The organism is Cyanobacterium stanieri LEGE 03274 (assembly GCF_015207825.1).
Taxonomy (GTDB): Bacteria; Cyanobacteriota; Cyanobacteriia; order Cyanobacteriales; family Cyanobacteriaceae; genus Cyanobacterium; species Cyanobacterium stanieri_B.
This window is the reverse complement of the sequence record NZ_JADEWC010000004.1, coordinates 113704-138363: the sequence shown is the minus strand read 5'-3', so window position 1 is coordinate 138363 and position 24660 is coordinate 113704. Positions and strand designations below refer to the sequence as shown.

Sequence of the window (24660 nt, the reverse complement as noted above, 5' to 3'; positions counted from 1 at the left end):
ATTTTCATACTACAAGCCCCGCAAATCCAATCTTTTTGCCCCGAAATTTCCTATAATTTAACCATGGAAAAAATCAGCCTTCACCCCGACACCATCAATGAAGTAAAAGAAAAAATCGACCTAGTAGAAATCGTTTCTGACTACGTAGTTTTACAAAAGAAAGGGAGAGAATTTAGCGGTTTATGTCCTTTCCATGACGAAAAAAGCCCTAGTTTTACCGTTAGCCCTACCAAACAACTTTACTACTGTTTTGGTTGCGGTGCGGGGGGTGGAGCGATTAAATTTTTGATGGACATTAATAAACAGTCTTTTAAAGAAGTAGTATTAAACCTTGCCCATCGTTATCAAATTCCTGTTAAAAGTTTAGCTCCTGAACAACAAAAAGAAATTCAAAAACAGCTTTCTTTGAGGGAACAATTATACGAAATTTTGGCAGTAGCTTGTAATTTTTATCAGCACAGTTTAAGGCAAAAAGAAGGAGAAGAAGCCTTAAAATATTTATTTGAAAAAAGAGAATTATCAGAAGAAACAATCCAAGAATTTAAATTAGGATATGCCCCCAATAATTGGGAAACTCTTTATAATTATTTAGTGGAAATCAAAAATTATCCTGTGATGTTAGTTGCCCAAGCGGGATTAATTAAAAAAAGAAATAAGGGAGATGGATATATTGATTATTTTCGTAATCGTTTAATGATTCCCATTATGGATAAAGAAGGTAGAGTAATAGCTTTTGGGGCAAGAAGTCTTGATGATAGTTTACCTAAATATTTAAATTCCCCTGATACGGAATTATTTTCTAAAAGTAGAACTTTATTCGCCCTTGATAAGGCAAAAAAAACCATTGTTAAAGAGGATAAAGCCATAGTGGTAGAAGGATATTTCGATGCGATCGCCCTTCACCGTTATAATATAAAAAATGCCGTAGCGGTGTTAGGTACAGCTTTAACCGAAAACCATGTAAAACTCCTTTCCCGTTACACTGAATCGAAAGAAATTATTGTTAATTTTGATGCTGATAAAGCAGGATTAAAAGCCACAGAAAGAGCCATTAAGGAAGTAGAAAATCTCATTTATTCAGGGCAAATGAAATTAAAAGTTGTTAATATTCCTGATGGTAAAGATGCCGATGAGTTTTTAGCCACAGGAAAAGAAGCCACAGAAAAATATTTAACTTTGATGCAAAATGCCCCTTTATGGTTAGATTGGCAAATACAACAAATAGTAAATACTCGGAATTTACAAGAAAGTGCTGACTTTGAATTAGGATTTCAAAGTATTGTGAGATTATTAAAAAAAATTAGTAAAGATTCCACCAAAGATTATTATTTATCATCCTGTGCCGAGTTATTAAGCCGTGGTAGAAGTAAATTTAATAACCCTAATAGTCAGGAATTTAAAAGAATTTATCAGAGTTTACAGACTGCTACTAAAACTTATAATCAGAAAAAAAACTCCCGTAATATTAGTAGTTATTTAAGTAAAACATCAGAAAATATTAAAATAGAGGAAGCAGAATTTTTAATCTTATTAATTTATATTCATACTCCCAGATATAGAGAACCAATAATTGATTTATTAGATGAAAAAGATTTAGTGTTTACTTACAAACCCTATCGCTTTTTATGGCAGCAAATCCACAATTTAAATATACAACAACTAGAACAAGACACCAATAATAATTTACTGTTAATGTTACAGGAAAATATGAATATTCCCCCTGAAATGTCCACCATCCTAAATCCTATCTTATATCCCACCGAAAATATTAGTCAAAGATTGTTTGCCCCTGAAGCTAATGTTCAAAGTGCGATCGCCTCTCTTGAATCCATTAAACTAGAAAAATATAAACAATATTGTCAACAACAAATTCCCCAACTAGAAAAAGATAATGACATACAAAAAATACACCACTTTTATCAAGAAATAATTACCACAGAAAAGCAACTACAAGAATTAAAAAATATGCGATTTCAAACCCCAGAAAATTAGACCTAAAAATATAAATTAAGCCACTATATGAATAATATATGATATAAAGTCGTCCTGAAGGCCAAGGTTTTAAACCCAGTAATTTTGATTTGACGACGAGGTTTTAATACTAAATCAAAATATACCTTAGTTCAATTTATTGAACGATAAACTGTTAGCCTTGTAATTCATTGCAAGGCGAGTAATGATATATTTTCTAAGTCGGATTTGGTATAAACCCAATTTTTTTGATAAACCTAGAATTCCCAGACATAATATAATCTTGTGATATAAAATACACCGTACAGAGTAAACAAATAAAATTAATTAACAAAGATATTCAAACAATTAACCCTAGTTCAATTTATTGAAAGTTAACTGTTAGCCGTGTAATTTATCACACAGTGGGTGATGTAAATTTTACTAATTGGATTTGATATGATTTGCCCATTGCCCATTCTTCTCCAATCTGATTCAGTGCTTAACAGTTAAAAAATGCGAAAATCAATGAAAAAATATTCCCTTATCGTCATTTGTGGTGCCACCGCCAGTGGAAAATCATCCCTCGCCCTCAAAATAGCCCAGACATTAAACAGTATCATCATCAGCGCCGACTCTCGGCAAATATACCAAGAATTTAACATCGGCACCGCCAAACCCACCTCCCAAGAGCAAAAAATTATCCCCCATCACCTCATCGATATTTGCCACCCCACCGAAACCCTTACCCTTGCAGACTACCAAGAAAAAGCCCAAACCCTCATCCAACAAAATCATCACCTTCCCCCCCTTTTAGTAGGTGGCACAGGATTATATATAAAATCCATCACCAAAGGGCTAAAAATTCCCCGCGTCGCCCCCCAACCCCAACTAAGACAACAACTAACCGACTATGATCAAAAACAACGGTATTCTATGTTAAAACAAGTGGATAACGAAGCTACCAAAAAAATTCACCCTAACGATGAAACTAGAACCATTAGAGCCTTAGAGGTTTATTATGTCACAGGAAAACCCATTTCCCAACAACAGGGAGAAGCGCCCCCATCTTATCCCATCCTCCAGATAGGCTTACATTGTGACAGCGAAATGAGTCGTCGAAGAATCAACCAGCGCACCTTAACCATGCTAGAAGAAGGATTGGTAGAAGAAGTAGAAACTTTGATAGCAAAATATGGCGCTGACTTGCCTTTACTCAATACCCTTGGCTATGGGGAAATTAAGCAATATTTATTGGGCAATATATCCTTAGATGAAGCAAAGGAGTTGATTGTTACCCATACCTGCCAGTTTGCCAAAAGACAAAGAACTTGGTTTAATGCTTACCCTCAGATTAATTGGTTTAATGCCGATAGCCCTGATTTATTTGCACAGGTGATGAGATTAATTGAAGAATAACTTCTCTGGCAAATTACCAATCCTCCCCTATTTTTTGGAGAGGAAATTAATTCAACATTAAACTAAATCTTTTTTTTATTACCAAATAGAACACCACTGCCAAGAACAAATATACTGCCAAAAATGATGCTCGGTTCAGGAGTTGTAGTTATATTGCCAAATCTAAAGGTAATTGTATCAGCACCATTATTAAAGCCCGATTCATAAGTACCAGGAATAATACCCAAATCAGCAAAGGTTGTATTGTTAAAAATCATCGTACCAGTTAAAGGATCTCCACTGCTATACTCTGAATCGAGGTAGATGGTATTACCACTAGCAACAATAGAAAAAAAGCCTGATACGCTACTAGGAGAAAAATCACTCTGATTAGGGCCAAAGATTAAATTACTCGGGGTGTCTATCCTATCAGAAATAAAGATTCCTTCTGTAATACTTTGAAAGTAAATCAAACCCCATGAAGACAAAACCCCCCCGCCAACTGTATCAAAAACATTAGGACTTATTATTGTACTTGTAATATCTAAACTGCCACTAAGGGTTAATTCTACATTACCCCCTGTTTCAAAACCTTGAATTAAAACAGCGCTCTTAGCCGATTCCGTGTAGCTAATGGAACTTAACAAAGTAGTAATGGTTAAACTAGCCGTTAAAGCTAAAGCCTTATGATTGTAAGGGAAGGTAAATATATACGGATTATTTTTCAAAACTTCAAAAAAATTAAGGTTGATTACTAAGGATAGCAGTCAATCATTAGAAAAACTTTTTTGGCTCAGATTAACTTTACCAGTGATTTCCACTTGCAATTTTTAGCATGAATATAAAAAACTCTCATTTTTCTTAAGATTTTTTTTAACTTTTGTTTACAATCTGAAAAATATTGTGTAGTATGGTAGCCAGAATAGATAAACCTCTGAGGTTTCGGGCTATTCAGTCAACAATAAGGATTGAAACAGTCATGATTTCTAGTGAAATAAAGAGTTCGTTCCCAATGATGAAAGATTCAACCATGGGCAACGGTGTCCAAGGGGGAAATCTTCAGGAAAATAATAAAACAGTAATTTGGCGCCCCCATGAAGAAAAGTACCGTACCTCTGAATGGTACACAGGTTCTGGTCAGATTACCACCGCCGATGAGGGTTTATCCTTTGAAGTAACAGCAGTATATCAGCTGAAATCAGAGGTTAAGGTTATTAAGGATATTTTTGCCATATCTAACGATACCCTTGGTAATATCTATCGCCCCCGTGGTCGTTGTATTGCGGTAGTAGATCAAACCGTGGCGCAGTTATATGGAGAGAAGATAGAAGGTTATTTTCAAGCTCAAGAAATTTCCCTAGAATTAATGGTGGTAAGGGCTTGGGAAAGTGATAAAACCCCCGAAACAGTCCATCGTATTCTTGGCTTTTTAGGGAAAGATGGTTGTGATGTATCCCGTAACGAGCCTGTTTTGGTCATTGGGGGAGGTGTTTTAAGTGATGTGGCTGGTTTAGCTTGTGCGCTACAACATCGCCGTACACCCTATATTATGATCGGTACTACCATCATCGCCGCCATTGATGCGGGCCCTTCTCCCCGTACTTGTACCAATGGAACTCAATTTAAAAATAGCATTGGGGTATATCATCCCCCCGTGTTAACTCTGGTGGATCGTCAATTTTTCGCTACCCTTGATATGGGACATATCCGTAATGGGATGGCAGAAATTATCAAGATGGCGGTAACTGATGACAAGGAATTGTTTGAGTTATTGGAGGAATACGGGCAGGAGTTGATCAAAACTCGTTTTGCCACCATGGATGCCAGTGAAGATTTAGCAAAAATCGCTGATTTAATCATTTACAAGGCTCTTTATGCTTATATGAAGCATGAGGGAACTAATATGTTTGAAACCTATCAGGATAGGCCCCATGCCTATGGACATACTTGGAGTCCTCGTTTTGAACCTGCGGTTAAGTTGATGCACGGACACGCCGTCACCATTGGTATGGCTTTTGGTGCAACTTTATCCAAGGAGTTGGGTTGGTTAAGTGAGCAGGAGTGCCAGAGAATTATTAATTTATCTAGTAAGTTAGGGCTATCGGTTTATCATCCTGTCTTAGAAGATACTACGATTATGATTGAGGGACAAAAGAATATGCGCCGTAAGCGAGGTGATGGCGGTTTATGGGCGCCTTTGCCTACCACCATCGGTGTTTGTGATTATGCTCAGGAGGTAGAGCCTGATTTACTAAATCAAGCGGTGATAGCTCATAAAGAATACTGCTCTCAATTACCGAATCAAGGCGCAGGAGAGCAGATGTATCTCAGGGATCTTGGTTTAGAATAAGACTACGAGGGTTGTTCTGATTGGCGTCCGATCGCCCTTGTTCATCTTCTTCAAACCATCTGAAATCTTAATCTAATCTTAACAAAGGTAGGTTTATAGATCTGCTTTTGTTAAGAAAATGCAAAGTTTGACCCCATCTCTGTTCGTAGGGGTGATTCATTCTAAAGTGTTTCCGTGGGCTTGGGGAAAAGTTTTTCCCTCTTTGAGTCACCCTTAATCTTAGTTCAGGAATGGACAAAAGCCAGAAGCAAAAAAGAATAATTGTTCATTGTCAATTGTTTTATATCCCGGATTTAGGTTGATTTTTGATTAACAAAAAATATATTTCATTCATATTACATATATTGGAGTAATGTTATGTCCGTAACAGTAAACAAACCAAGGGCGATCGCCCCTTTAGCGATTCTTGTGGAAAAATTAGAAAATATATTAAAAACTGCAAAGAATACTGAGAATATCGAATTAGTAGCACAAATAGAAGAAGCCTATCAATTTGCTTCAGCATTAGAACCTTATTTAACCGAAGTTTCTAGCCAAGAATCCCCCGCCCTCACACATCTAGCAACAAAAACCGCCCAAGAAGATTGGACAAGACTATTCCAAGAAGGTAAAACCCCCTTTGAATTAGAGCAAGAAATGCTTTCAGGACACATCGAAGGGCAAATGTTGCAAATTTTCGTCAAAATGTTAAACGCAAAAAACGTCCTTGAAATCGGTATGTTTACAGGATATTCCGCCCTTGCCATGGCAGAAGCATTACCCGAAGATGGACAAGTCATCGCCTGTGAAGTAGATGAATATGTAGCCAAATTCGCCCAAGACTGTTTTTCCCACTCCCCCCACGGCAACAAAATCACCGTCAAAGTAGCCCCTGCCCTCCATACCATGGCACAATTAGCCCAAGAGGACAAAAACTTCGATTTAGTCTTTATTGATGCCAACAAGAAAGAATATCAAGACTATTTCAATTTATTATTAGACAAAAACCTAGTCTCCTCAGGCGCCATCATCGTCGTAGATAACACCCTTTATCAAGGACAGGTTTATTTACCCGAATCCGAGCGCACCGAAAATGGGGAAGCTATTAACCAATTTAATCACATGGTAGCCCACGATGAACGAGTACAACAAGTATTATTACCCCTGCGCGACGGCTTAACCGTGATGCGAGTCAATTAAAAACAAGGGAATGGGCAACAGGCAATAGGCAAAAGATAATTAAATCATTGTTAATTATCCGTTTATAGTACAACTAATAATCCATAATGTTTACACCAGAAAACCCGTTAAAAGTATTACATATCGGAGGCTCTTTGGTGTCCGATTTTTATGATAAATTATCCCTACTCTACTTAAAAGAAGTAGTCAAACCCCCAGCAGTCAAAGCCTATTATGCCATAGTGCATCCCGATGGATTATGGCAACAGGGAGACTCCCTCGAAAACTTGAGCGCCCCTCAAACTTTATCCGACTTTCTCAAAAGTTTACCATTGCTTGATGTGGTAGTACCCCATTTATTTTGTCAGCCTGGCATGACTACCATCCGAGGTTTTTTTGAGGATATGTTAGGTTTGCCTGTGGTGGGTTCAAAATTACCTTGCACATCCCTTGCAACCAACAAAGCCCACACCAGAGACGTTGTTTCGGCTAATGGGGTATTAGTAGCGAAAGGGCAACTTTTGAAACGGGGGGATGAGGTGAGATTAAAACCTCCTTTTATCATCAAACCCAATGGGGAAGATAATTCCTTGGGTATTACCCTTGTCAAAGATGAAAGTCAAATGGAGGAAGCCTTAAAACTTGGTTTTCAATATGATAGTCAACTTCTGGCAGAAGAATTTATCCCGGGGCGAGAAATTCGGGCGGTGGTAATAGAAAGGGGTGATAAGTTGCAGGTGTTGCCTATGATTGAATATTTAGTCAATGATGCTAATCCCATTCGCACTACTGCCGAAAAGTTGCAGTTAAAGGATGATGGGATGCCTCAACAACAAACCCCCCAACCTAATGTTAAGGCTATTTGCCCAGCGCACCTTAGCCCAGAATTAGAGACTAAGTTAAGTTTAGCAGTGATTAACGCCCACGGTGCGATCGGTTGCCGAGATTATTCCCTCTATGATTTCAGGATACATCAAGACACCGACGAACCCTATCTATTAGAAGCAGGTTTATTTTGGGCATTTAGTAATATCAGTATGATTTCCAAAATGTTACTCGCCAACGGAGAAGATTTGGAGTCAGTTATCTTTGAGGTTTGGTGTAATGCCCTACACCGCCATAGAAAATAATTAATGAGTTATACAGTTAATCAACATATACCTTAGTTCAATTTATTGAACGATAAACCGTTAGCCTTGTAATTCATTGCAAGGCGAGTGACGATAAAATTTACCAATCAGATTGAGTCTTACTCTATTAAAGCAGTAAAAACAAAAATAATTCTCCATTATTAACACCTTAATTTAATTCATTGAACGATAAATTCTTAGCCTTGTAATTCATTGCAAGGTGAGTGACGATAAACTTTACCAATCAGATTGAGTCTTACTCTATTAAAGCAGTAAAAACAAAAATAATTCTCCATTATTAACACCTTAATTCAATTTATTGAACTATAAACCCTTAATCTTGTAATTCATGATAATATGAGGAGTTTTACTAATCATATTTATTCTTCTTTTTCTGTATTTTTCCTTTATAAAAAACATTAAATTAATATTATTCAGCATAAAAAATGTTTTCAGCAACTCTAAAAAGTTTAGCTACCTTAGTATTATTAAAATTAGCATTACCCTTTAACTTAACACTGGTTTTAATTGCTTCTATTAGTAATATATTAACTTACCCACTTCGCAAAAAAAATAATCAAAATATTAACTCTAAAACTATCCTTTTAACGGGTGGAAAAATGAGTAAAGCTCTACAATTAGCAAGAGCTTTTCATAATGCAGGACATCGAGTTATTTTAGTAGAAACTCATAAATATTGGTTATCAGGACATCGGTTTTCAGTAGCAGTGGATCGTTTTTTTACCATACCTAATCCTGTCAAAGATAAAGAAGGTTATATCAATGGTTTATTAGACATCGTTAAAAGAGAAAAGGTAGATGTTTTTATCCCTGTTTCTAGCCCCATAGCTAGTTATTATGACTCAGTGGCAAAAATGGTATTAGCTCCCCATTGTGAAACAATTCATTTCGATATTGAAACTACTTTGATGTTAGATGATAAAGCCAGTTTATGTCAAAAAGCTAGGGATTTGGGGTTAACTTCTCCTAGCTCTTTTTTAATTACTGATGTTCAACAAATTATTGATTTTGACTTCAGTAAAAATAATCATAAATATATTTTAAAAAGTATTAAATACGACTCAGTTTATCGTCTAAATATGACGCAATTCCCCTTTGAAGGTATGGAAAAATATTTACTTACTTTGCCCATCAGTGAAGATAATCCTTGGGTAATGCAACAGTTTATCACGGGGCAGGAATATTGTACCCATAGCACCGTCCGTGATGGTAAAATTAGGCTTCATTGTTGTTCAAAGTCTTCTCATTTTCAGGTGAACTATGAACATATTGACAACCAAAAAATTTATGATTGGGTAGAAGAATTTGTAGATAAATTAAATTTAACGGGACAAATTTCCTTCGATTTTATCCAAACCGAAGATGGCACAGTTTACCCCATAGAATGTAATCCTCGTACCCATTCAGCCATTTCTATGTTTTATAATCATCCCTTGGTGGCGGATGCCTATTTGTATGGTGGTGATACCCCTGCCATTACTCCCCTTGCCACGAGTAAACCGACTTTTTGGACATATCACGAATTATGGCGTTTAACGGAGGTGCGCAGTTTTGATGATTTATCTCGATGGTGGCACAAAATAAGTAATGGTCAAGATGGTATATTTTTATGGGAAGATCCTTTACCATTTTTGATGGTGCATCATTGGCAAATTCCGTTATTAATTTTTGGGAATTTGATTAAGGGTAAACCTTGGGTAAAAATTGATTTTAATATTGGTAAGTTAGTAGAAACTGCAGGGGATTAATGGAAGTGTTATGTCAATGTTTCTGAGTTATTCAGCGCCCCTTAATCATTGTTGATATTCAATCATGGCAATGGATATGGGATTATTTTCCCGATGGATGGTTGAGCGACACTTTTCCTGCCATCCTAATTGTTTAAATTGATTTAATTCCCCTGATGATAAAGGCCATGGGGGCCCATTGGGGGCTTCTTCTGTGGTTCTAATATGGGTTGAAACGAGGATTTTAGCAGTGGGTTTTGCTAGGGCTACCACTTGCTTGATGACTTGAGCACGCACATTTAGGGGAAGGGCTTGAATAGTGCGACATTCCCAAATGAGGTCAAATTTTTGTTGCCATGGTGAGGGTAAATGGAAAATATCGGCGGTGACGTAATCCACTGGGCTATGGGGAAATCTTTGTTTACACCAATTGATGGCGGTGGGGGAAACATCAAAGGCGGTAACATGGTATCCTGCTTCGGCAAAGGCTTGGGCATCATCCCCTAATCCACAACCGATAATCACTGCTTGGGGTTTTTGTTTACCATGGATGGGATTATTTTTTAACCATTCTATTAATTGCTGGTTGGGTTGTAGGTGCGCCCAGGGTATTTGTTGGGGGTTTTGGTTGGCTTGGGCGTATAATTCTTCAAACCATGCGGATGGTTGATTATTTTGGAGATGTTTTTCTACGAGGTTTTTGATTTCCATGGTTATGGGGCTTGGGTGGTGGTGATGCCGTGGGAACACATTTTCGTTACCCACATTTGTAGGTTAGGATCTTTTATGGTTTGGTTGATGGTATTTTTAATGTGAATGGCCTGAGCTTGATTTTCACATAGGGCAAAAACCGTGGGGCCTGAACCTGACATCATTGTACCAAGGACGTTTTGGGTTTTGAATTGATCGATGAGATTTTTTACTTCGGGATATTCGGGCAGGACGCTTTTTTGTAAGTCGTTATATAACAGTTTGCCAATTTGTGTTGAGTCTTTATGGGCGATCGCCTTTACTAATTTCCCTGAGTGAATGGCGTTGGTGCGCTCGGTGATGCCATGGCTATCTTGGACGTAAAGATGATGAAATTCTTCTCGATAGGTTTTATAAGCCCAAGGGGTAGAAACACTGATATTACTATATTTAGCAAGGATTACCCATATATTATCCAAGGGTGGTAATGGCTCAATTTGTTCTCCTCTGCCTGTGGCGATCGCCGTTCCCCCCGCAATACAAAAGGGTACATCAGAACCCAAATGAGTAGCAAAATCTCTCAATTCGGGTTGGGTTAAACCTAAACCCCATAATAAGTTGATACCGACTAACACGGCGGCGGCATTGCTCGAACCCCCGGCTAATCCGGCTGCGACGGGAATCTTTTTTTCAATGTGAATATCTACCCCCCCAAAATTTCTCGCTTGGGCAGGGAAATTTTTTTGCATTAAGGATACTGCTTTATGGGCTAAATTGCTATGATCTAGGGGGACTTGAGGATTTTGACAAAAAAGGCGAATTTCTTCTTTTCCGTTGGCTCTGATGTTGATAATGTCCCCTAGGGCAACACTTTGCATGATCATGACCAATTCATGGTAGCCGTCGGGGCGATCGCCTATAATTTCCAGATGAAGATTTATTTTTGCAGGGGCAAATAGTGAATAGGATTGCATAAATACTCAAATAAATAGGGTTTGATGAAAATTAGAAAAGGTTAAAAATCAAACGTATCAAGCAGACAAACCAACGATAACCTTTATTGTCCATTGTCCATCGTTCATTGTCAATTATGTTATGGAGCGTAAGAACTTTAAATCGATGATAATGATATGATCTTTACATCTTTCCACCATAATCGCCCTTTAAAAGTATTACTTGGTAAGTGCGATCGAACCCTTAACCACATTAACATTAATCCATAAGTGCGATCGAACTCTCTTAACTATCTCAATAAAATTTAATACCTGACTGTTTTTCAATGGCTTTTAATGTGCCAATAGGAATTATTTTTCCTTGATGAATAGGTACAATAGTTGTTCTTTGAGTAATATGATTGAATAATTTTAGATGAGAACCCGTTTGCGAAATTTCTATAAAACCGCTCTGTTTTAGTTGTTTAATAATTTCTTTGGATGTTAAACGAGGAGATTTAGAAGACATTTTTGATTGTTTTTTAAACTAAGATTTCGATGCGATTATGAATATCCGTATTAGATGAAATTTCGGGTATTGGTTCTAAAAGTAATTGAATTGCATCTTTTAGGTTTTCGATGGCTTCTTCTTTTGTATCTCCGCAGGAAGAAATATAGTTTAATTCAGGACAAGTAGCTGAATAAGATTGTGCGTCTTCATCCCACTCTAATATTGCTTTAACAATCATTTTGATTTATCTTGATTCAAATAACGTTTCTTTTTTTTATATATTAGCTTAATAAGAACGATCGAACCCTGTAAATACATCAATCTTATCTTGTAAGTGCGATCGCACTTTAAATCCTATTTACAGAATATTTCTAAGGAAATTCAATTATATTCTTATATGATCTTCCGCCATTTCCGCCATTATTTATTGCTAATCTAAATTTAAGCTTAATTGTAAGTTAGAGTTTTTGACTCTTTCTCTTGCTAAATCACAATATTCCCCACTAATGTCAATACCAATATATTGTCGTTCAAGTTGATAAGCAGACTTACAAGTTGTACCGCTACCACACATTGGATCTAATACAATATCCCCCTTATTAGTCCATGAGATTATGTGATCTTTGGCCAAAGCACAGGGAAAAGGTGCAGGATGCGCTTTTGCCTCTTGATCTTCAGCTTTTTTACCTACCACATATTGCCAAATATTTCCTTTAATTTTTTCTTTTTGTACTGGTTTCGCTAGTTTTTCTCTTTTTTGCTTACCCTTGGAATAGTTTTTATAAGTAGTTCCATTTAACTCTAATCCTCCGTGTAAACATTTTACTTTAATGGGATTATGGGTTTTCACTTCTCCTTTACTGAAGACAAACATATATTCAAATACGTTGTTATATCTTTTCCTATAAATTTGGGGGATAGGATTTTGTTTTTGAAAGATCATCGTATCATGAAGATTAAATCCTATTTTTTTAAAAAAAAGAGCTTGTTCAAAACTTGTACCAGTTTCAGTTTTATTGATAGTTGCATCTGCACAAACCCAAACCACTACGCCACCGTTATTCGTTATTCTAAATAATTCTTGAGCTATTTCTTCAAAAGGAAAAATATAACCGTTATAGCTTCTTAAATTGTCATAAGGTGGAGAAGTTACAGTTAAATCAATAGAGTTTGATTCAAATTGTTTCATTATTTCAGTGCAATTTCCTTGAATAATCTGATTAAGATATTTTGTAATACTCATATTATTAAATCTAAAATAAACCGTTTTCACTGATAGATTTGATTTTTTCCATTCGACTATCAATTTTATTTAATTTGATTAGTTCTTTAATTGGTTCATCATGACTCATTCTCATAATATTTTCTCTTTCCAAGGCTAAAAAATATAACGCTTCTTCCTTTGCAATTTTCGTTGACTCTATTAATGCTTGTTTTTCAGTTTTCCATAAGTCCTCTATTTCTTCAGATAAATTTAATATTGTTCTATTCAATGCGAACCAATAATCTAAAGCATTTTTAGATGGATTTAACACTGATATAACTTCAAAAATTTGTTGGATAATATCTTCAGTAACGATATTGTTTTTTATTGTAAAAAAATTTAATAATAATGCTAAATGAGAATAGCTAAAAATACAAACATTTCTGGTAATTCCTTGTTGATAAATTTGACTGGAGCGACTGGGTAGTTGATAGATAGGACATACTACCATTGCGTAGGGTTTGCCCCTTTTCCAATTATCCATGGCTTGTATCTTAAAATCTTTCTGATTTTTAGCTGTTCGACTTAACCGAAAAGCCTTTGCATCAGCAATGAAGCTAAAATTAGGGGCAAATATCTCTACATCAGCACTATCACTTCTTTCTGTAAAAACCAAACTTTTAAAGCCCATTGCTTCATAACTCAAAGATAGTAGAATATCAGTATATTTTGAGTATAATTTTTCTTCACTAGAATCGTGACCATAACATTCTGGGATATTACCACAAAGTCTCAAGTGGGCAATTAAACTATTAACCCCTCCTTGTTTTATTTCCTCTTTTAGTTGATTTTCAATCTTTTGTGCTTCTTCGGCAAAATTACCTCTACAATTTTTTATCTTATTAACCCAATGTCTTCTATTTTCGATAACTTTTTGGTCAATTATATTCGTCATTTCACTTGATTCACTATAGGCTATTATTGGTGGATAAGAGTGATATTATCCACCTTTTTTATTCATTACTTCATCTCAGAAATAGCACCTTTTGCCATATTTGCAATAGCCTGATCCGTTGCTTTAGGTAACTGGTAATAAGTACCACCCGCAGTAGTTGCCAACTCCTTGCCGAAGCCAGTGGAAACAAACTTTTTCTCCGTGTCAATGACCAACAACTTCATGCCCATAGCTCGGATTTTACCCGCAATTTCCAGCAATTCCGCTTTAATATCAGGTTTTTCACCCTCGGGGATTTCATCCCCCAAAGAACGAGCCAAGGGAATATTTCCCCGTCCATCGGTAATCGCCACAATAACCACCTGCCCAATATCCCCAGACATTTGAGCATTTACCCCCACATGAACCGCTTGGGAGAGAGCATGGGAAAGGGGAGAACCACCGCCACAGGGCAGGGTTTCAAGGCGTAAACGAGCGAGGGTAATCGAACGGGTGGGGGGTAACAATACGTCTGCCTGTTCTCCTCGGAAGGGAATGAGAGCTACTTGATCTCGGTTTTCGTAGGCTTCTGTGAGTAAACGCATGACAGCACCTTTTGCCGACTGCATTCTATTCAAAGCCATAGAACCCGAAGCATCCACCACAAAGACGATTAAAGCCCCTGCTTTTCTCGCCAGACGTTTTGACCTCAAATCGCTCTGTTCCACGATGACACGGCGGTCAGGGTAGCGTTCACGGCGACTTTTTTGGTAGGGTGCAGAGGCTCTGAGGGTAGCATCTACGGCGATGCGTCTTACTTTGCCTTTAGGTAGCATGGGTTTAATATAGCGCCCTCTGTCATCGGAAAAAATCATATTACGAGCACCCGATTTCCCTTGTCTTTGCATCTGTTGGGCAAAATAAAGCACACTGGGATCTAAAATTACTCCCTCCACATCAAAAACGAACTCTTCGGGAATTTGGGGGGCTTCCTGTTCGTCTTGATTATCTTCTTTGTCTTTTTCTTCCTCTTGATCTTGATTGTCTTCTTGCTCTTCTTCTCCTTCATCCCCTTGATCTTGGGGTTGGGGTGGTGGTGGCGGTGGGGGTTGCATCTGATCTTCAGGGGGTTGTTGTTGTACCATGGTAGAACGGGGTACAATGACCAATTCTACAGCTTTACGCAGATCATCGGCACTAACGGTATTTCTTCCTTCGAGGGCGGCGGCTGCCATGGCTACCCTGACGGCAAATATTTCGGCTCTATGTCCTTCTACAACCCCCCTGACGGCTTCTTGAACAAGGTATTTAACTTGTTCGGTGCTGATTTTTACTTCTTTAATCCATTCCCTTGCCAAGATGATTTCCGTGCGCAAAGCGTCCATGTCTTCGTCATACTGTTGCAGGAATTTGACAGGAGAAGAAGCATAATCGATTACTTGATCTACTGCTTGAACTCTTTCATCTAATGCCAATACTCCGTCAGCACTAAGGGCGATCGCAATGCGGTCTAGTAAATGTTCTCTCAGGGTACCTTCTTCGGGGTTGTAGGTAGCAATTAGCAGGGGTTTGCAAGGGTGAGAAAAACTAATCCCCTCCCTTTCAATCTGGTTTCTGCCATCGGTTAACACCGTTAAAAGTTGGTTAGCAATTTGATCATCAAGGAGATTCAATTCATCAATATATAAAACCCCTCGATGGGCTTTGGCGAGTAATCCTGGTTGAAATACGGGTTCACCCTGTTTTACGGACTCTTCCACATCCACCGAACCCAAAAGGCGATCTTCGGTGGCATTGAGGGGAATTTGCACAAAGGGCGTTGCGATAACTTCCGTGGGGATTTCTTCTCGGGGGGTATCACCGTATTTTTCAAGGGTTTCGTTATCCCATTCCTCTCGGTTATCGGGATCACAGTTAAAACGACTGCCTTTGATCACTTCAATGGGGGGCAAAAGGGCATGGACTCCCCTTGCCATAACCGATTTGGCTGTACCTCGTTTACCTGCGATCGCCACTCCTCCCAAAGTAGGATCTACTGCAGCCAAAAGCAGGGCTGTTTTAATAGCCTGTTGTCCAATAACTGCCGTTAAAGGAAAATTTATATCTTTAGTAGTTAAAGTTGGCATTAATAATTAATATAGCAATTTCAAGGATCTTTCTTATTCAAAGCTATATTTTATCGTACATTCGCCCTTGACCATGGAAACATAAAGCAAAGAATAATTTTCTGACATTTTTTAGCAAAAAAGGACTATCATTTCATGGATATGACTTAACAGAACCATGAATACAAAAAATCTGATATTCGGTACTCTTTTAATTTTTATTCCCATCTCCATCGCTGGCCATTATCTCCATTGGAGCGAAACTTTGATTTTCGTTACGGCGGCCTTGGCCATTATCCCCCTCGCTGCTTTCATGGGGGAAGCTACGGAAGAAATCGCCGTGGTGGTAGGGCCTAATTTGGGAGGATTACTCAACGCTACTTTTGGTAATGCCACGGAATTAATTTTGGCTTTTATTGCCCTTAAAAGTGGTTTAGTGGCTGTGGTTAAAGCAACCCTAACAGGTTCTATTATTGGTAACTTGTTGTTGGTAATGGGTTTTTCCATGTTGTTGGGTGGTTTACGTTTTAAAGAACAAAATTTCCAACCCACCACCGCCCGTCTTAATGCTTCGGTGATGAATTTAGCGGTCATTGCTATTTTATTACCTACGGCGGTGCAATATACATCGACGGGTATAGAATCGATTACCCTACAAAAATTATCCGTTGCGGTGGCAGTAGTCTTAGTTCTTGTGTATTTACTCACACTACTTTTTTCCATGAAAACCCATTCCTATCTCTATGATGTAGGTATCGCAGAGAATGAGGAGGAAGGACAAGAAGCCTATCAACCTAATTTGTGGTTATGGGTAGGAGTTTTATTTATTGTAACCGTGGGAGTGGCGATCGAGTCGGAATTATTGGTTGAATCCTTGGAAATGGCTACGGAAGATTTGGGTTTACCCACTTTGTTTACAGGGGTGATTTTTTTACCCATTATTGGTAATGCGGCGGAACACGCTACGGCGGTAACGGTTGCTATGAAGGATAAAATGGATTTATCTGTATCGGTGGCTTTGGGTTCTAGTTTACAAATCGCCTTGTTTGTTGCCCCTGTATTGGTAATTGCAGGATGGTTTATGGGACAACCCATGGATTTGAATTTTAATCCTTTTGAGTTGGTGGCGGTGATGGTGGCGGTATTAATTGCCAATTCTATTAGTTCTGATGGTAATTCCAATTGGTTGGAGGGTGCGCTACTGTTGGCTACTTATGCGGTGGTTGCCCTTGCTTTCTTTTATCATCCTGCCATTGAGGGTTTATAAAAATTTATTTGGTGTAAGACTCTCATTCAATAAGTAGTTTGACCAAAATTACCTGAGGTAATGGCAAATCATCTTATTAATCGGGAAAGTGGTCAATGTTCTAGTATGAGTGTTAGGGAAAAAACTAAGTCAAGGTTTGCTGAATCAGTCTAAAGTAGCTCTCAGATATTGAGGAAATAACAGCGCACCTTAATTATTATCTTTTGCCTACAGTTTATTATCTCAAGATGAATTTGTTTTTATAATTCACTGAGGGCTTATTTTAGTTAGTAGATGGTTTAGGATTAATGTATATCTATTTTTTGTCTTTTCAATCATTTACATGATTCAGTTTATCTTTGGTTTAGTAATCGGGTTAGGTTTTTTTTTCTGGAAACAAAGACAGATTAATAAACAATTAAATAATGTTTTGCATTCTCTTTCTAATTTTGAACAAATACCTTCTCTTTCTAAAATTAGTCAGGTGAGAAGAAGTGTTAATTTACTTAATGAAGATTATAATCTCTTGTTGGCTGAACGAGATTTATTTAAACATATTCTTAATACCGTTCCTTTTGGTTATTTAAGAATTGATGCGGATAATCATTTAATTGAATGTAATACTCAGGCAAAAAAAATACTTTCTATTCAACGTTGGAATCCTAAAAAATCAAGATTTTTTTTAGAATTAGTTCGTTCTTATGAGTTAGATCAATTAATTCAACAGGCAAGGAAAACAGGTTATAAATTAAGCATTAAATGGGATTTTTTTCCTACTTCTAATTATATTTTGGATGATACCAATGTTAATGATGATATTGAAAGTTATGAGCCTATTTTTCTAAAGGCGATCGCCCTTCCTGTGATCAACGATCAAGTAATTATTATCATTGAAAATAGACAAGTAATTAAAGATTTATCCCATAAAAGAGATCAAGCCTACACCGATTTAAGCCATGAACTAAGAACCCCCCTAACATCCATGTCATTGTTAGCCCAAACCCTCATTAAACATAATGACAATAAAAATAAAATGTGGGCAGAACAAATATATCAAGAAATTAACCGCCTAATTAACTTAGTAGAAAATTGGTTAAAAATAGCTCAATTAGATGGTAATCCTTACACTAATTTACAATGGCAAAAACTAGATCTACAACAATTAATTATTTCTGCATGGCAATCCTTAGCTATTTTAGCTGAACAGGAACAGATTTCTTTAGAATATCAAGGATTAGAAAATATACTTATTGGCGCTGATTTAAACTGTTTAACTCAGGTATTTGTTAATCTTTTTGATAATAGTATAAAACACACCGATTGTGATGGTTTAATTACCGTGAATGTCACACAATCCAAGGAAAATAAATCTCAAATTATCATTGATGTTATAGACAATGGAAATGGCTTTAACCCCAAAGATTTACCCCATATTTTTGAAAGACTTTATCGAGGTGATAAATCGAGGGCAAGAACATCAAGGGAAGGAAGCGGACTTGGTTTAAGTATTGTTAAGCAAATTATCAATGCCCATGGAGGCTCTATTAAAGCTCAAAATCACCCCACCACTCAAGGGGCTTGGTTTCAAATTTCTTTACCTAAAAACATCTCCATGACTGAAAATTAATATTACTTGCCATAAATTAGCGTTAAGTTTGACAAATCTTTGTATTCTAGGATACTCTATAACAGGATAATTAAGAATATTTATTAATAAATAATATAGAAAATGAAAAGAAGAAAAATATTAAGTTTTATAGGCATAGCCCTTGCATCAAGTAGCCTAACCATTGCTTGTAATGCTCCTACCAATGATAGCGGAGGAGAAACCACCATCACTCCAGATACCACAGGAGAGGCCGTTGATTTAACAGGGCAAGAATTAACCATTTATTCTGGTAGAAATGAAGAATTAATCGGCCCCTTGCTAGAAAGATTTGAAGAAGAAACAGGAGTAACCGTAGAGGTGCGCTACGGTGATACAGCAGAATTAGCGGCGGCCATTTTAGAAGAAGGGGAAAACACCCCGGCAGATGTTTATTTTGGGCAAGATGCTGGTGCTTTAGGGGCGCTACAGAAAGAGGGAAGAACCAAAGCTATTCCCGAAAACCTATTGGGGCGGGTAGATTCTCGTTTTCGTTCCCCTGAGGGGCAATGGGTTGGTATTTCTGGCCGAGCGCGTACCCTTGCTTATAATGTCAATGAGGTAGAAGAAACTGAGCTACCTGAGACTATCTGGGAATTAACCGAGGAGCAATGGAGCGGTAGAGTTGCTTGGGCGCCTACCAATGGTTCTTTTCAGTCTTTTGTAACGGCGATGCGTGTTACGGAGGGAGATGATAGAACTAGGGAATGGTTACAAGGTCTTATTGATAATAATGCTCAAGTTTATCCTAATAATACTACTACGGTGGAAGCTGTGGGACGAGGAGAAGCGGATATTGGTTTGGTAAATAATTATTATTTAGGTCGTTTTACCGCTGAAGATCCTGATTTTCCAGTGGCTCATCACTATACGGGAGGGGATGTTGGTTCAATGATTAATGTGGCAGGGGTTTCTATTCTTGATGCCACCGATAGTGAACCCGCGGCGATCGCCCTTATTGACTTTTTATTAACGGAAGAATCTCAAACTTATTTTTCCGAAACCACCAACGAATATCCTTTACTAGAAGGGGTAGCACCTCCCCAAGATCAAATTTCCATTGCCGAAATCAACCCCCCTGCCATTGATTTGAGTAACTTAGATGACTTGGAAGGCACTCTTAACTTACTGCGGGAAGTAGGAGCAATTCAATAATTTGAAGGAAAATCGTACAAGATAACCTTTTATTAACTACTAATAATGGGTAGTGGTAATTAACTTATTTTAATGCCCTACCCATTTTTTTATGGTGTGCTAAAAAACCCAAGGTTTGTCCGATAAATAATCAAAATTTTCTTAACAAATAAACTCATTGAAGATAATTCTTAACAACTGCAACTTATTCCACAGTAGGTGATGATAAACTTTACTAATCAGATTTAGTATTACAAAGCTAAAAATTATCTTTAAATTAAATTTATAGTTCATTGAGCGAACTAAGATTATTGGTGACTTGCCTGTAAGTAATTACACTAACTCACCCCATTGACTAAGTCTCATATTGATTACCATGAACCATAGTTCTAATTCTCAAACCCAATCATTACCACAGAATAAGATTAAACCCCCATTATTTTTGTTAGGGGTGGCAATCATCACAGTCATTGCCATTATGATTCCCTTAATTTATTTGATGATTCGGGCGGGAAGTGTTTCCTCAACCGAAGAATTAGAACAACTGATTAATTTTATTTTTAATGTTCGTATCTTAACCATTTTACTTAACAGTATTGGTATGGCTGCCGCCTCAACGGCGATCGCCTCTTTAATCGCCATTCCCTACGCTTTTTTGACCGTCAGAACTGATTTACCATGGCGTAAATTTTGGTCGGTGGTTAGTACCTTACCCCTAGCCATTCCCACCTATGTAGGTAGTTTTGCCCTCATTGCTACCTTTGGCCCTCGGGGCAGTCTTCTACAATCATGGCTCGAACCCTTTGGGGTAGAAAGATTACCCTCTATTTATGGTTGGACTGGCACCATTGCCGCCATAACTCTTTTCTCCTATCCCTATTTATTATTAAGCGTCAGAGCAGGATTACAAGGCTTAGATCCTGCCCTAGAAGAATCAGCCCGTAGTTTAGGCTATAACCCTTGGAGCATCTTTTTTAAGGTCACCTTACCCCTATTACGCCCCTCTATTGTAGCAGGGTCATTATTGGTGTCACTCTACGCCCTTCAGGATTTTGGCACACCAGCGTTAATGCGGTTTAATTCCTTTACCCTTGCTATTTTTACCCAATATCGTTCTAGTTTTAATCGTAGTTTGGCCGCTTCCTTAGCCATGGTGTTGGTGATTTTAGTATTATGTATTTTATTTATCGAGCAGAAAGTTAGAACCAATGCTAACTACTATTCCCGTGGTTCGGGAGCCATTAATAAAGCTACCTTAATTCCCCTAGGTAAATGGAAACTACCGGCGATCGCCTTTTGTTGTCTAATTTCCTTTTTTTCCGTGGTACTACCCGTTGGGGTAATTATTCTTTGGTTAACCCGAAGCTCAGAGGCGATCGCCACCCTACAAAATATGCTCATCTTTGCCCGTAACTCCGCTTGGGCATCAAGTCTAGCCGCCATTTTTGCCACCCTCCTAGCCCTCCCCGTAGCCATTCTTTCCGTCAGATTTCCCAGCAAATTAAGTATTTTAATTGAAAGGGGAACTTACCTAGGCTATGGATTACCGGGTATCGTAGTTGCCCTATCCCTCGTATTTTTCGGAGCTAACTACTTACCATGGATTTATCAAACCATGCCCATGTTAGTTTTTGCCTATATCGTCCTATTCTTGCCCCAATCCGTTGGCACAAACCGTAGCTCACTATTACAAGTCAATCCCTCCCTAGAAGAATCCGCCCGTATTCTCGGTCGTAGCCCCTGGCAAACCCTCAAAGAAGTTACCTTACCCCTCGTACGTCCTGGCATTACCAGCGGTGCAGTCTTAGTTTTTGTTACCGCTATCAAAGAACTACCCGCCACCATCTTATTATCCCCCATTGGCTTTAAAACCCTAGCTGTAGAAATTTGGGAATCCACCAATGATGCTCGATTTGCTTCGGCCGCAGCCGCTTCTTTTGGATTATTGGTTATTTGTGCGAGTTTAACCTTTGTTATTTTATCCCAAGAAAAAAAGACTAAAAATAGTAACTAGAATCTCAAGAAAAAATGCCTTTGTAAAAAACACCAATGGTGGAAATAGGTGTTATAATGTTTTTAGAAGAGATTAAAAGTATCGGTTTAAAGATTTTGTTGAAGATATTCCCGAATTTTCGAGTTTTATTACATTGGCAGTCTTCTCTCCGAATATTACAGATCCTCCCATAAGCAAAAAACACTGGAGAAAAGACAATTATGTCAATATATGTAGGCAACCTTTCCTATGACGTTACCGAAGCACACCTTACCTCTGCTTTTGCAGACTTCGGAGCAGTCAAAAGGGTATATTTACCCACCGACCGTGAAACTGGTCGTATGCGTGGTTTTGGTTTCGTCGAAATGGATACTGAAGCCGAAGAAAACGCAGCCATTGAAGCCCTAGACGGTGCAGAATGGATGGGTCGTGACATGAAAGTTAACAAAGCGAAACCCCGTGAAAACAACAACCGTTCTTCCTATGGTGGCGGCGGAAACAGAAATGGAAATCGTTTCTCTCGTAGTCACTAAAACCCCATAAAAGGTTTTTAAAAAAAATTCCTCATCTTTTTTAGGTGGGGTTTTTTTTTGAGAATCTGCGATTTTTCTCAACATTTCATGACAAAATCTCGAAAAGCAAAATAAAGATTAGGAAATTTAAACATATTTAGCCCAAAATCAAAAAGGTTTGTTAACCTAAGAGCAAGGACGAATTTGCACTCAACAACAAAACGCATGTATTACGACGGATATTATCCACTATGGTTAAAAAAATATCGCTTCTCGATGCCATTTTCTGTGAAATTCATTACAATATCTGAAAGATTTGACCGAAAAAACTTGTTCAATTATCAAATGACTTTATCTCAAGGTATGGTTAACTTTGATTTTGCGAAGGGGTAAACTTGCACTAGGTGCAAAGGATAATTAGTTATTTTATCCTGCTCCAAATTTTCCATAAAAGATTTACTCGGTATTATGGAAAAAATTTCAGTAAAACAAGATTTTTCAGTTGAAATTTTAATCCTTAACTAAAAGACATAGGTTGAGCTTTTTACTTTGATGGATTTTATTTCAGCAGTAATTATGGCAAAACCTATTTTAAGGTTAAGTGAACTATTAACACTGAATTTGAATTGGAACTTGATGGCAAACAAACAGATGATTACTATCATCCCCATGGGATTTGTTTGAATCGACATGAAGATTTTGTCCCGAAACAGAATTACTTCAATAAATTATTTACAACTTTTTCACTATTAATCTTCAAATATAAAAGGAATAAGAGGAAAACGGCATGACGCAGGCACAAGAAATTTTCGCAACTATTACCCCCACTGACGACATGGACGCACTTTTAGATCTTGAATCAACATCTAAGGGTAAGAGTAAAAGTTCTGTGAACGTAGATACAGAGTTAACGCAAATCATCTCTGAGGCAGATTCTATTGGAGTTGTTGATACGGGGACCAAAAAAGCAACGAAACTTTCTGCTAATCGTCGTCGAACTCAGACTAAGAAAAAGCCTTTTACTGAAGATTCTATTCGTGTTTACCTTCAAGAGATTGGGCGCATTAGACTTTTAAGGGCAGAAGAGGAAATTGAGTTAGCCCGTCAGATTGCAGACTTATTGGATTTAGAATATATCCGAGCTACTCAAATTGAGCATTTAGGACGTATTCCCACCGATGAGGAATGGGCGATTGCCTGTGATATTCCCAATATGCGACAGTTTAACCGTCGTTTGCACATTGGCAGAAGGGCAAAGGATAAGATGGTTCAATCAAATCTGCGTTTGGTGGTATCCATTGCCAAGAAGTATATGAACCGAGGGTTATCTTTTCAGGATTTGATTCAAGAGGGTTCGTTGGGTTTGATTCGCGCCGCTGAAAAATTTGACCACGAAAAGGGTTACAAATTCTCCACTTACGCCACATGGTGGATTCGTCAAGCCATTACCCGTGCGATCGCAGATCAATCCCGTACCATCCGCTTACCCGTGCATCTCTACGAAACCATCTCACGGATTAAGAAAACTACCAAAATGCTCTCCCAAAAAATGGGCAGGAAACCCACTGAGGAAGAAATCGCCGAAGACATGGAGATGACCATCGAAAAACTAAGATTCATCGCCAAGTCTGCGCAATTACCCATCTCCTTGGAAACCCCCATCGGTAAGGAAGAAGATTCTCGCTTAGGAGACTTTATCGAAGCTGATGGAGAAACCCCTGAAGATGAGGTATCCAAAAACCTCTTACGGGAAGACTTAGAAAATGTCCTCGATTCCCTTAGCCCCCGTGAAAGAGATGTCCTCAGACTTCGTTATGGCTTAGATGATGGACGCATGAAAACCCTAGAAGAAATCGGGCAGATATTCAATGTTACCCGTGAGCGCATCCGTCAAATTGAAGCGAAAGCATTACGCAAGTTGCGTCATCCTAACCGTAATAGTATCCTAAAAGAATACATCCGTTAGAAATAATCTCTCTTAATCTTCCCCCATGGTGAATAGATATGGGGGATTGTTTTC

Annotated in this window: 20 protein-coding genes; 12 read left to right on the top strand and 8 right to left on the bottom strand. The window is 37.9% G+C overall.

Going from position 1 to position 24660, the window contains the following annotated elements; translation table 11 throughout:
• Positions 1–63: 63 nt before the first annotated feature.
• Both dnaG and miaA read left to right on the top strand, forming a co-directional pair.
• Positions 64–1992 carry a DNA primase gene (gene dnaG / locus IQ215_RS03235; protein WP_193799909.1) on the top strand — a complete coding sequence of 643 codons (1929 nt, stop codon included), beginning with the start codon at positions 64–66 and terminating at the stop codon, positions 1990–1992.
• Between the two features lie 486 nt (positions 1993–2478).
• Positions 2479–3369, top strand: coding sequence for a tRNA (adenosine(37)-N6)-dimethylallyltransferase MiaA (miaA, locus tag IQ215_RS03230; protein WP_193799883.1), 891 nt, complete (start codon positions 2479–2481; stop codon positions 3367–3369).
• Positions 3370–3431: 62 nt separating this feature from the next.
• On the opposite strand, the gene IQ215_RS03225 is transcribed toward miaA, so the two are convergent.
• On the bottom strand, positions 3432–4076 hold the full coding sequence (locus tag IQ215_RS03225) for a hypothetical protein (RefSeq protein ID WP_193799882.1): 645 nt from the start codon (positions 4074–4076) through the stop codon (positions 3432–3434).
• Positions 4077–4360: 284 nt separating this feature from the next.
• On the opposite strand from IQ215_RS03225, the gene IQ215_RS03220 reads away from it, so the two are divergent.
• The 4 genes from IQ215_RS03220 to IQ215_RS03205 all read left to right on the top strand — a co-directional run bounded on the left by IQ215_RS03220 (position 4361) and on the right by IQ215_RS03205 (position 9755).
• The gene (locus IQ215_RS03220; RefSeq protein ID WP_241735239.1) at positions 4361–5698 is read left to right on the top strand and encodes a sedoheptulose 7-phosphate cyclase; all 1338 of its coding nucleotides are present in this window, start codon (positions 4361–4363) and stop codon (positions 5696–5698) included.
• Between the two features lie 357 nt (positions 5699–6055).
• Positions 6056–6877: an O-methyltransferase gene (locus IQ215_RS03215; RefSeq protein WP_193799881.1), complete on the top strand. Its 822-nt coding sequence runs from the start codon at positions 6056–6058 to the stop codon at positions 6875–6877.
• Between the two features lie 86 nt (positions 6878–6963).
• Positions 6964–7986: a D-alanine--D-alanine ligase family protein gene (locus tag IQ215_RS03210; RefSeq protein WP_193799880.1), complete on the top strand. Its 1023-nt coding sequence runs from the start codon at positions 6964–6966 to the stop codon at positions 7984–7986.
• Between the two features lie 446 nt (positions 7987–8432).
• Positions 8433–9755, top strand: coding sequence for an ATP-grasp domain-containing protein (locus tag IQ215_RS03205; protein WP_193799879.1), 1323 nt, complete (start codon positions 8433–8435; stop codon positions 9753–9755).
• Positions 9756–9800: 45 nt separating this feature from the next.
• On the opposite strand, the gene IQ215_RS03200 is transcribed toward IQ215_RS03205, so the two are convergent.
• The 7 genes from IQ215_RS03200 to bchD form a co-directional block, all read right to left on the bottom strand.
• Positions 9801–10445 carry a class I SAM-dependent methyltransferase gene (locus IQ215_RS03200; protein ID WP_206688486.1) on the bottom strand — a complete coding sequence of 215 codons (645 nt, stop codon included), beginning with the start codon at positions 10443–10445 and terminating at the stop codon, positions 9801–9803.
• 2 nt (positions 10446–10447) lie between these two features.
• Positions 10448–11398 (bottom strand): 4-(cytidine 5'-diphospho)-2-C-methyl-D-erythritol kinase, encoded by a 951-nt coding sequence (ispE, locus tag IQ215_RS03195; protein ID WP_193799878.1) that lies wholly within the window; start codon positions 11396–11398, stop codon positions 10448–10450.
• 274 nt (positions 11399–11672) lie between these two features.
• Entirely contained in the window at positions 11673–11885 is a 213-nt protein-coding gene (locus tag IQ215_RS03190; RefSeq protein ID WP_193799877.1) for a type II toxin-antitoxin system HicA family toxin, read from the bottom strand.
• 13 nt (positions 11886–11898) lie between these two features.
• Complete coding sequence (locus IQ215_RS03185; protein WP_193799876.1) at positions 11899–12105, bottom strand: type II toxin-antitoxin system HicB family antitoxin; 207 nt, start codon at positions 12103–12105, stop codon at positions 11899–11901.
• A gap of 192 nt (positions 12106–12297) precedes the next feature.
• Positions 12298–13110, bottom strand: coding sequence for a DNA-methyltransferase (locus tag IQ215_RS03180; RefSeq protein WP_193799875.1), 813 nt, complete (start codon positions 13108–13110; stop codon positions 12298–12300).
• A gap of 10 nt (positions 13111–13120) precedes the next feature.
• Positions 13121–14026 carry a HindIII family type II restriction endonuclease gene (locus IQ215_RS03175; RefSeq protein WP_193799874.1) on the bottom strand — a complete coding sequence of 302 codons (906 nt, stop codon included), beginning with the start codon at positions 14024–14026 and terminating at the stop codon, positions 13121–13123.
• Positions 14027–14091: 65 nt separating this feature from the next.
• Entirely contained in the window at positions 14092–16131 is a 2040-nt protein-coding gene (gene bchD, locus IQ215_RS03170; RefSeq protein ID WP_193799873.1) for a magnesium chelatase ATPase subunit D, read from the bottom strand.
• Positions 16132–16288: 157 nt separating this feature from the next.
• On the opposite strand from bchD, the gene cax reads away from it, so the two are divergent.
• The 6 genes from cax (at position 16289) to rpoD (ending at position 24606) form a co-directional block, all read left to right on the top strand.
• A complete protein-coding gene (gene cax, locus IQ215_RS03165) occupies positions 16289–17377 on the top strand; it encodes a calcium/proton exchanger (RefSeq protein WP_193799872.1) in 1089 nt (362 codons plus the stop codon).
• A 322-nt stretch (positions 17378–17699) separates the two neighbouring features.
• On the top strand, positions 17700–18983 hold the full coding sequence (locus tag IQ215_RS03160) for a sensor histidine kinase (protein WP_193799871.1): 1284 nt from the start codon (positions 17700–17702) through the stop codon (positions 18981–18983).
• Positions 18984–19085: 102 nt separating this feature from the next.
• Positions 19086–20156 (top strand): iron ABC transporter substrate-binding protein, encoded by a 1071-nt coding sequence (locus tag IQ215_RS03155; RefSeq protein ID WP_193799870.1) that lies wholly within the window; start codon positions 19086–19088, stop codon positions 20154–20156.
• 355 nt (positions 20157–20511) lie between these two features.
• Positions 20512–22149, top strand: coding sequence for an ABC transporter permease (locus IQ215_RS03150; RefSeq protein ID WP_193799869.1), 1638 nt, complete (start codon positions 20512–20514; stop codon positions 22147–22149).
• Positions 22150–22349: 200 nt separating this feature from the next.
• On the top strand, positions 22350–22661 hold the full coding sequence (locus IQ215_RS03145; RefSeq protein WP_193799868.1) for an RNA recognition motif domain-containing protein: 312 nt from the start codon (positions 22350–22352) through the stop codon (positions 22659–22661).
• Positions 22662–23427: 766 nt separating this feature from the next.
• The gene (gene rpoD, locus IQ215_RS03140) at positions 23428–24606 is read left to right on the top strand and encodes an RNA polymerase sigma factor RpoD (protein WP_193799867.1); all 1179 of its coding nucleotides are present in this window, start codon (positions 23428–23430) and stop codon (positions 24604–24606) included.
• The last annotated feature ends 54 nt before the right edge of the window (positions 24607–24660 follow it).

What these genes read in the sequence shown, in the direction of transcription:
- dnaG (WP_193799909.1), top strand. Translation starts at nt 64, where the DNA reads ATGGAAAAAATCAGCCTTCACCCCGACACCATCAATGAAGTAAAAGAA.
- miaA (WP_193799883.1), top strand. Translation starts at nt 2,479, where the DNA reads ATGAAAAAATATTCCCTTATCGTCATTTGTGGTGCCACCGCCAGTGGA.
- IQ215_RS03220 (WP_241735239.1), top strand. Translation starts at nt 4,361, where the DNA reads ATGATGAAAGATTCAACCATGGGCAACGGTGTCCAAGGGGGAAATCTT.
- IQ215_RS03215 (WP_193799881.1), top strand. Translation starts at nt 6,056, where the DNA reads ATGTCCGTAACAGTAAACAAACCAAGGGCGATCGCCCCTTTAGCGATT.
- IQ215_RS03210 (WP_193799880.1), top strand. Translation starts at nt 6,964, where the DNA reads ATGTTTACACCAGAAAACCCGTTAAAAGTATTACATATCGGAGGCTCT.
- IQ215_RS03205 (WP_193799879.1), top strand. Translation starts at nt 8,433, where the DNA reads ATGTTTTCAGCAACTCTAAAAAGTTTAGCTACCTTAGTATTATTAAAA.
- IQ215_RS03200 (WP_206688486.1), bottom strand. Translation starts at nt 10,445, where the DNA reads ATGGAAATCAAAAACCTCGTAGAAAAACATCTCCAAAATAATCAACCA.
- ispE (WP_193799878.1), bottom strand. Translation starts at nt 11,398, where the DNA reads ATGCAATCCTATTCACTATTTGCCCCTGCAAAAATAAATCTTCATCTG.
- IQ215_RS03190 (WP_193799877.1), bottom strand. Translation starts at nt 11,885, where the DNA reads ATGTCTTCTAAATCTCCTCGTTTAACATCCAAAGAAATTATTAAACAA.
- IQ215_RS03185 (WP_193799876.1), bottom strand. Translation starts at nt 12,105, where the DNA reads ATGATTGTTAAAGCAATATTAGAGTGGGATGAAGACGCACAATCTTAT.
- IQ215_RS03180 (WP_193799875.1), bottom strand. Translation starts at nt 13,110, where the DNA reads ATGAGTATTACAAAATATCTTAATCAGATTATTCAAGGAAATTGCACT.
- IQ215_RS03175 (WP_193799874.1), bottom strand. Translation starts at nt 14,026, where the DNA reads ATGACGAATATAATTGACCAAAAAGTTATCGAAAATAGAAGACATTGG.
- bchD (WP_193799873.1), bottom strand. Translation starts at nt 16,131, where the DNA reads ATGCCAACTTTAACTACTAAAGATATAAATTTTCCTTTAACGGCAGTT.
- cax (WP_193799872.1), top strand. Translation starts at nt 16,289, where the DNA reads ATGAATACAAAAAATCTGATATTCGGTACTCTTTTAATTTTTATTCCC.
- IQ215_RS03160 (WP_193799871.1), top strand. Translation starts at nt 17,700, where the DNA reads ATGATTCAGTTTATCTTTGGTTTAGTAATCGGGTTAGGTTTTTTTTTC.
- IQ215_RS03155 (WP_193799870.1), top strand. Translation starts at nt 19,086, where the DNA reads ATGAAAAGAAGAAAAATATTAAGTTTTATAGGCATAGCCCTTGCATCA.
- IQ215_RS03150 (WP_193799869.1), top strand. Translation starts at nt 20,512, where the DNA reads ATGAACCATAGTTCTAATTCTCAAACCCAATCATTACCACAGAATAAG.
- IQ215_RS03145 (WP_193799868.1), top strand. Translation starts at nt 22,350, where the DNA reads ATGTCAATATATGTAGGCAACCTTTCCTATGACGTTACCGAAGCACAC.
- rpoD (WP_193799867.1), top strand. Translation starts at nt 23,428, where the DNA reads ATGACGCAGGCACAAGAAATTTTCGCAACTATTACCCCCACTGACGAC.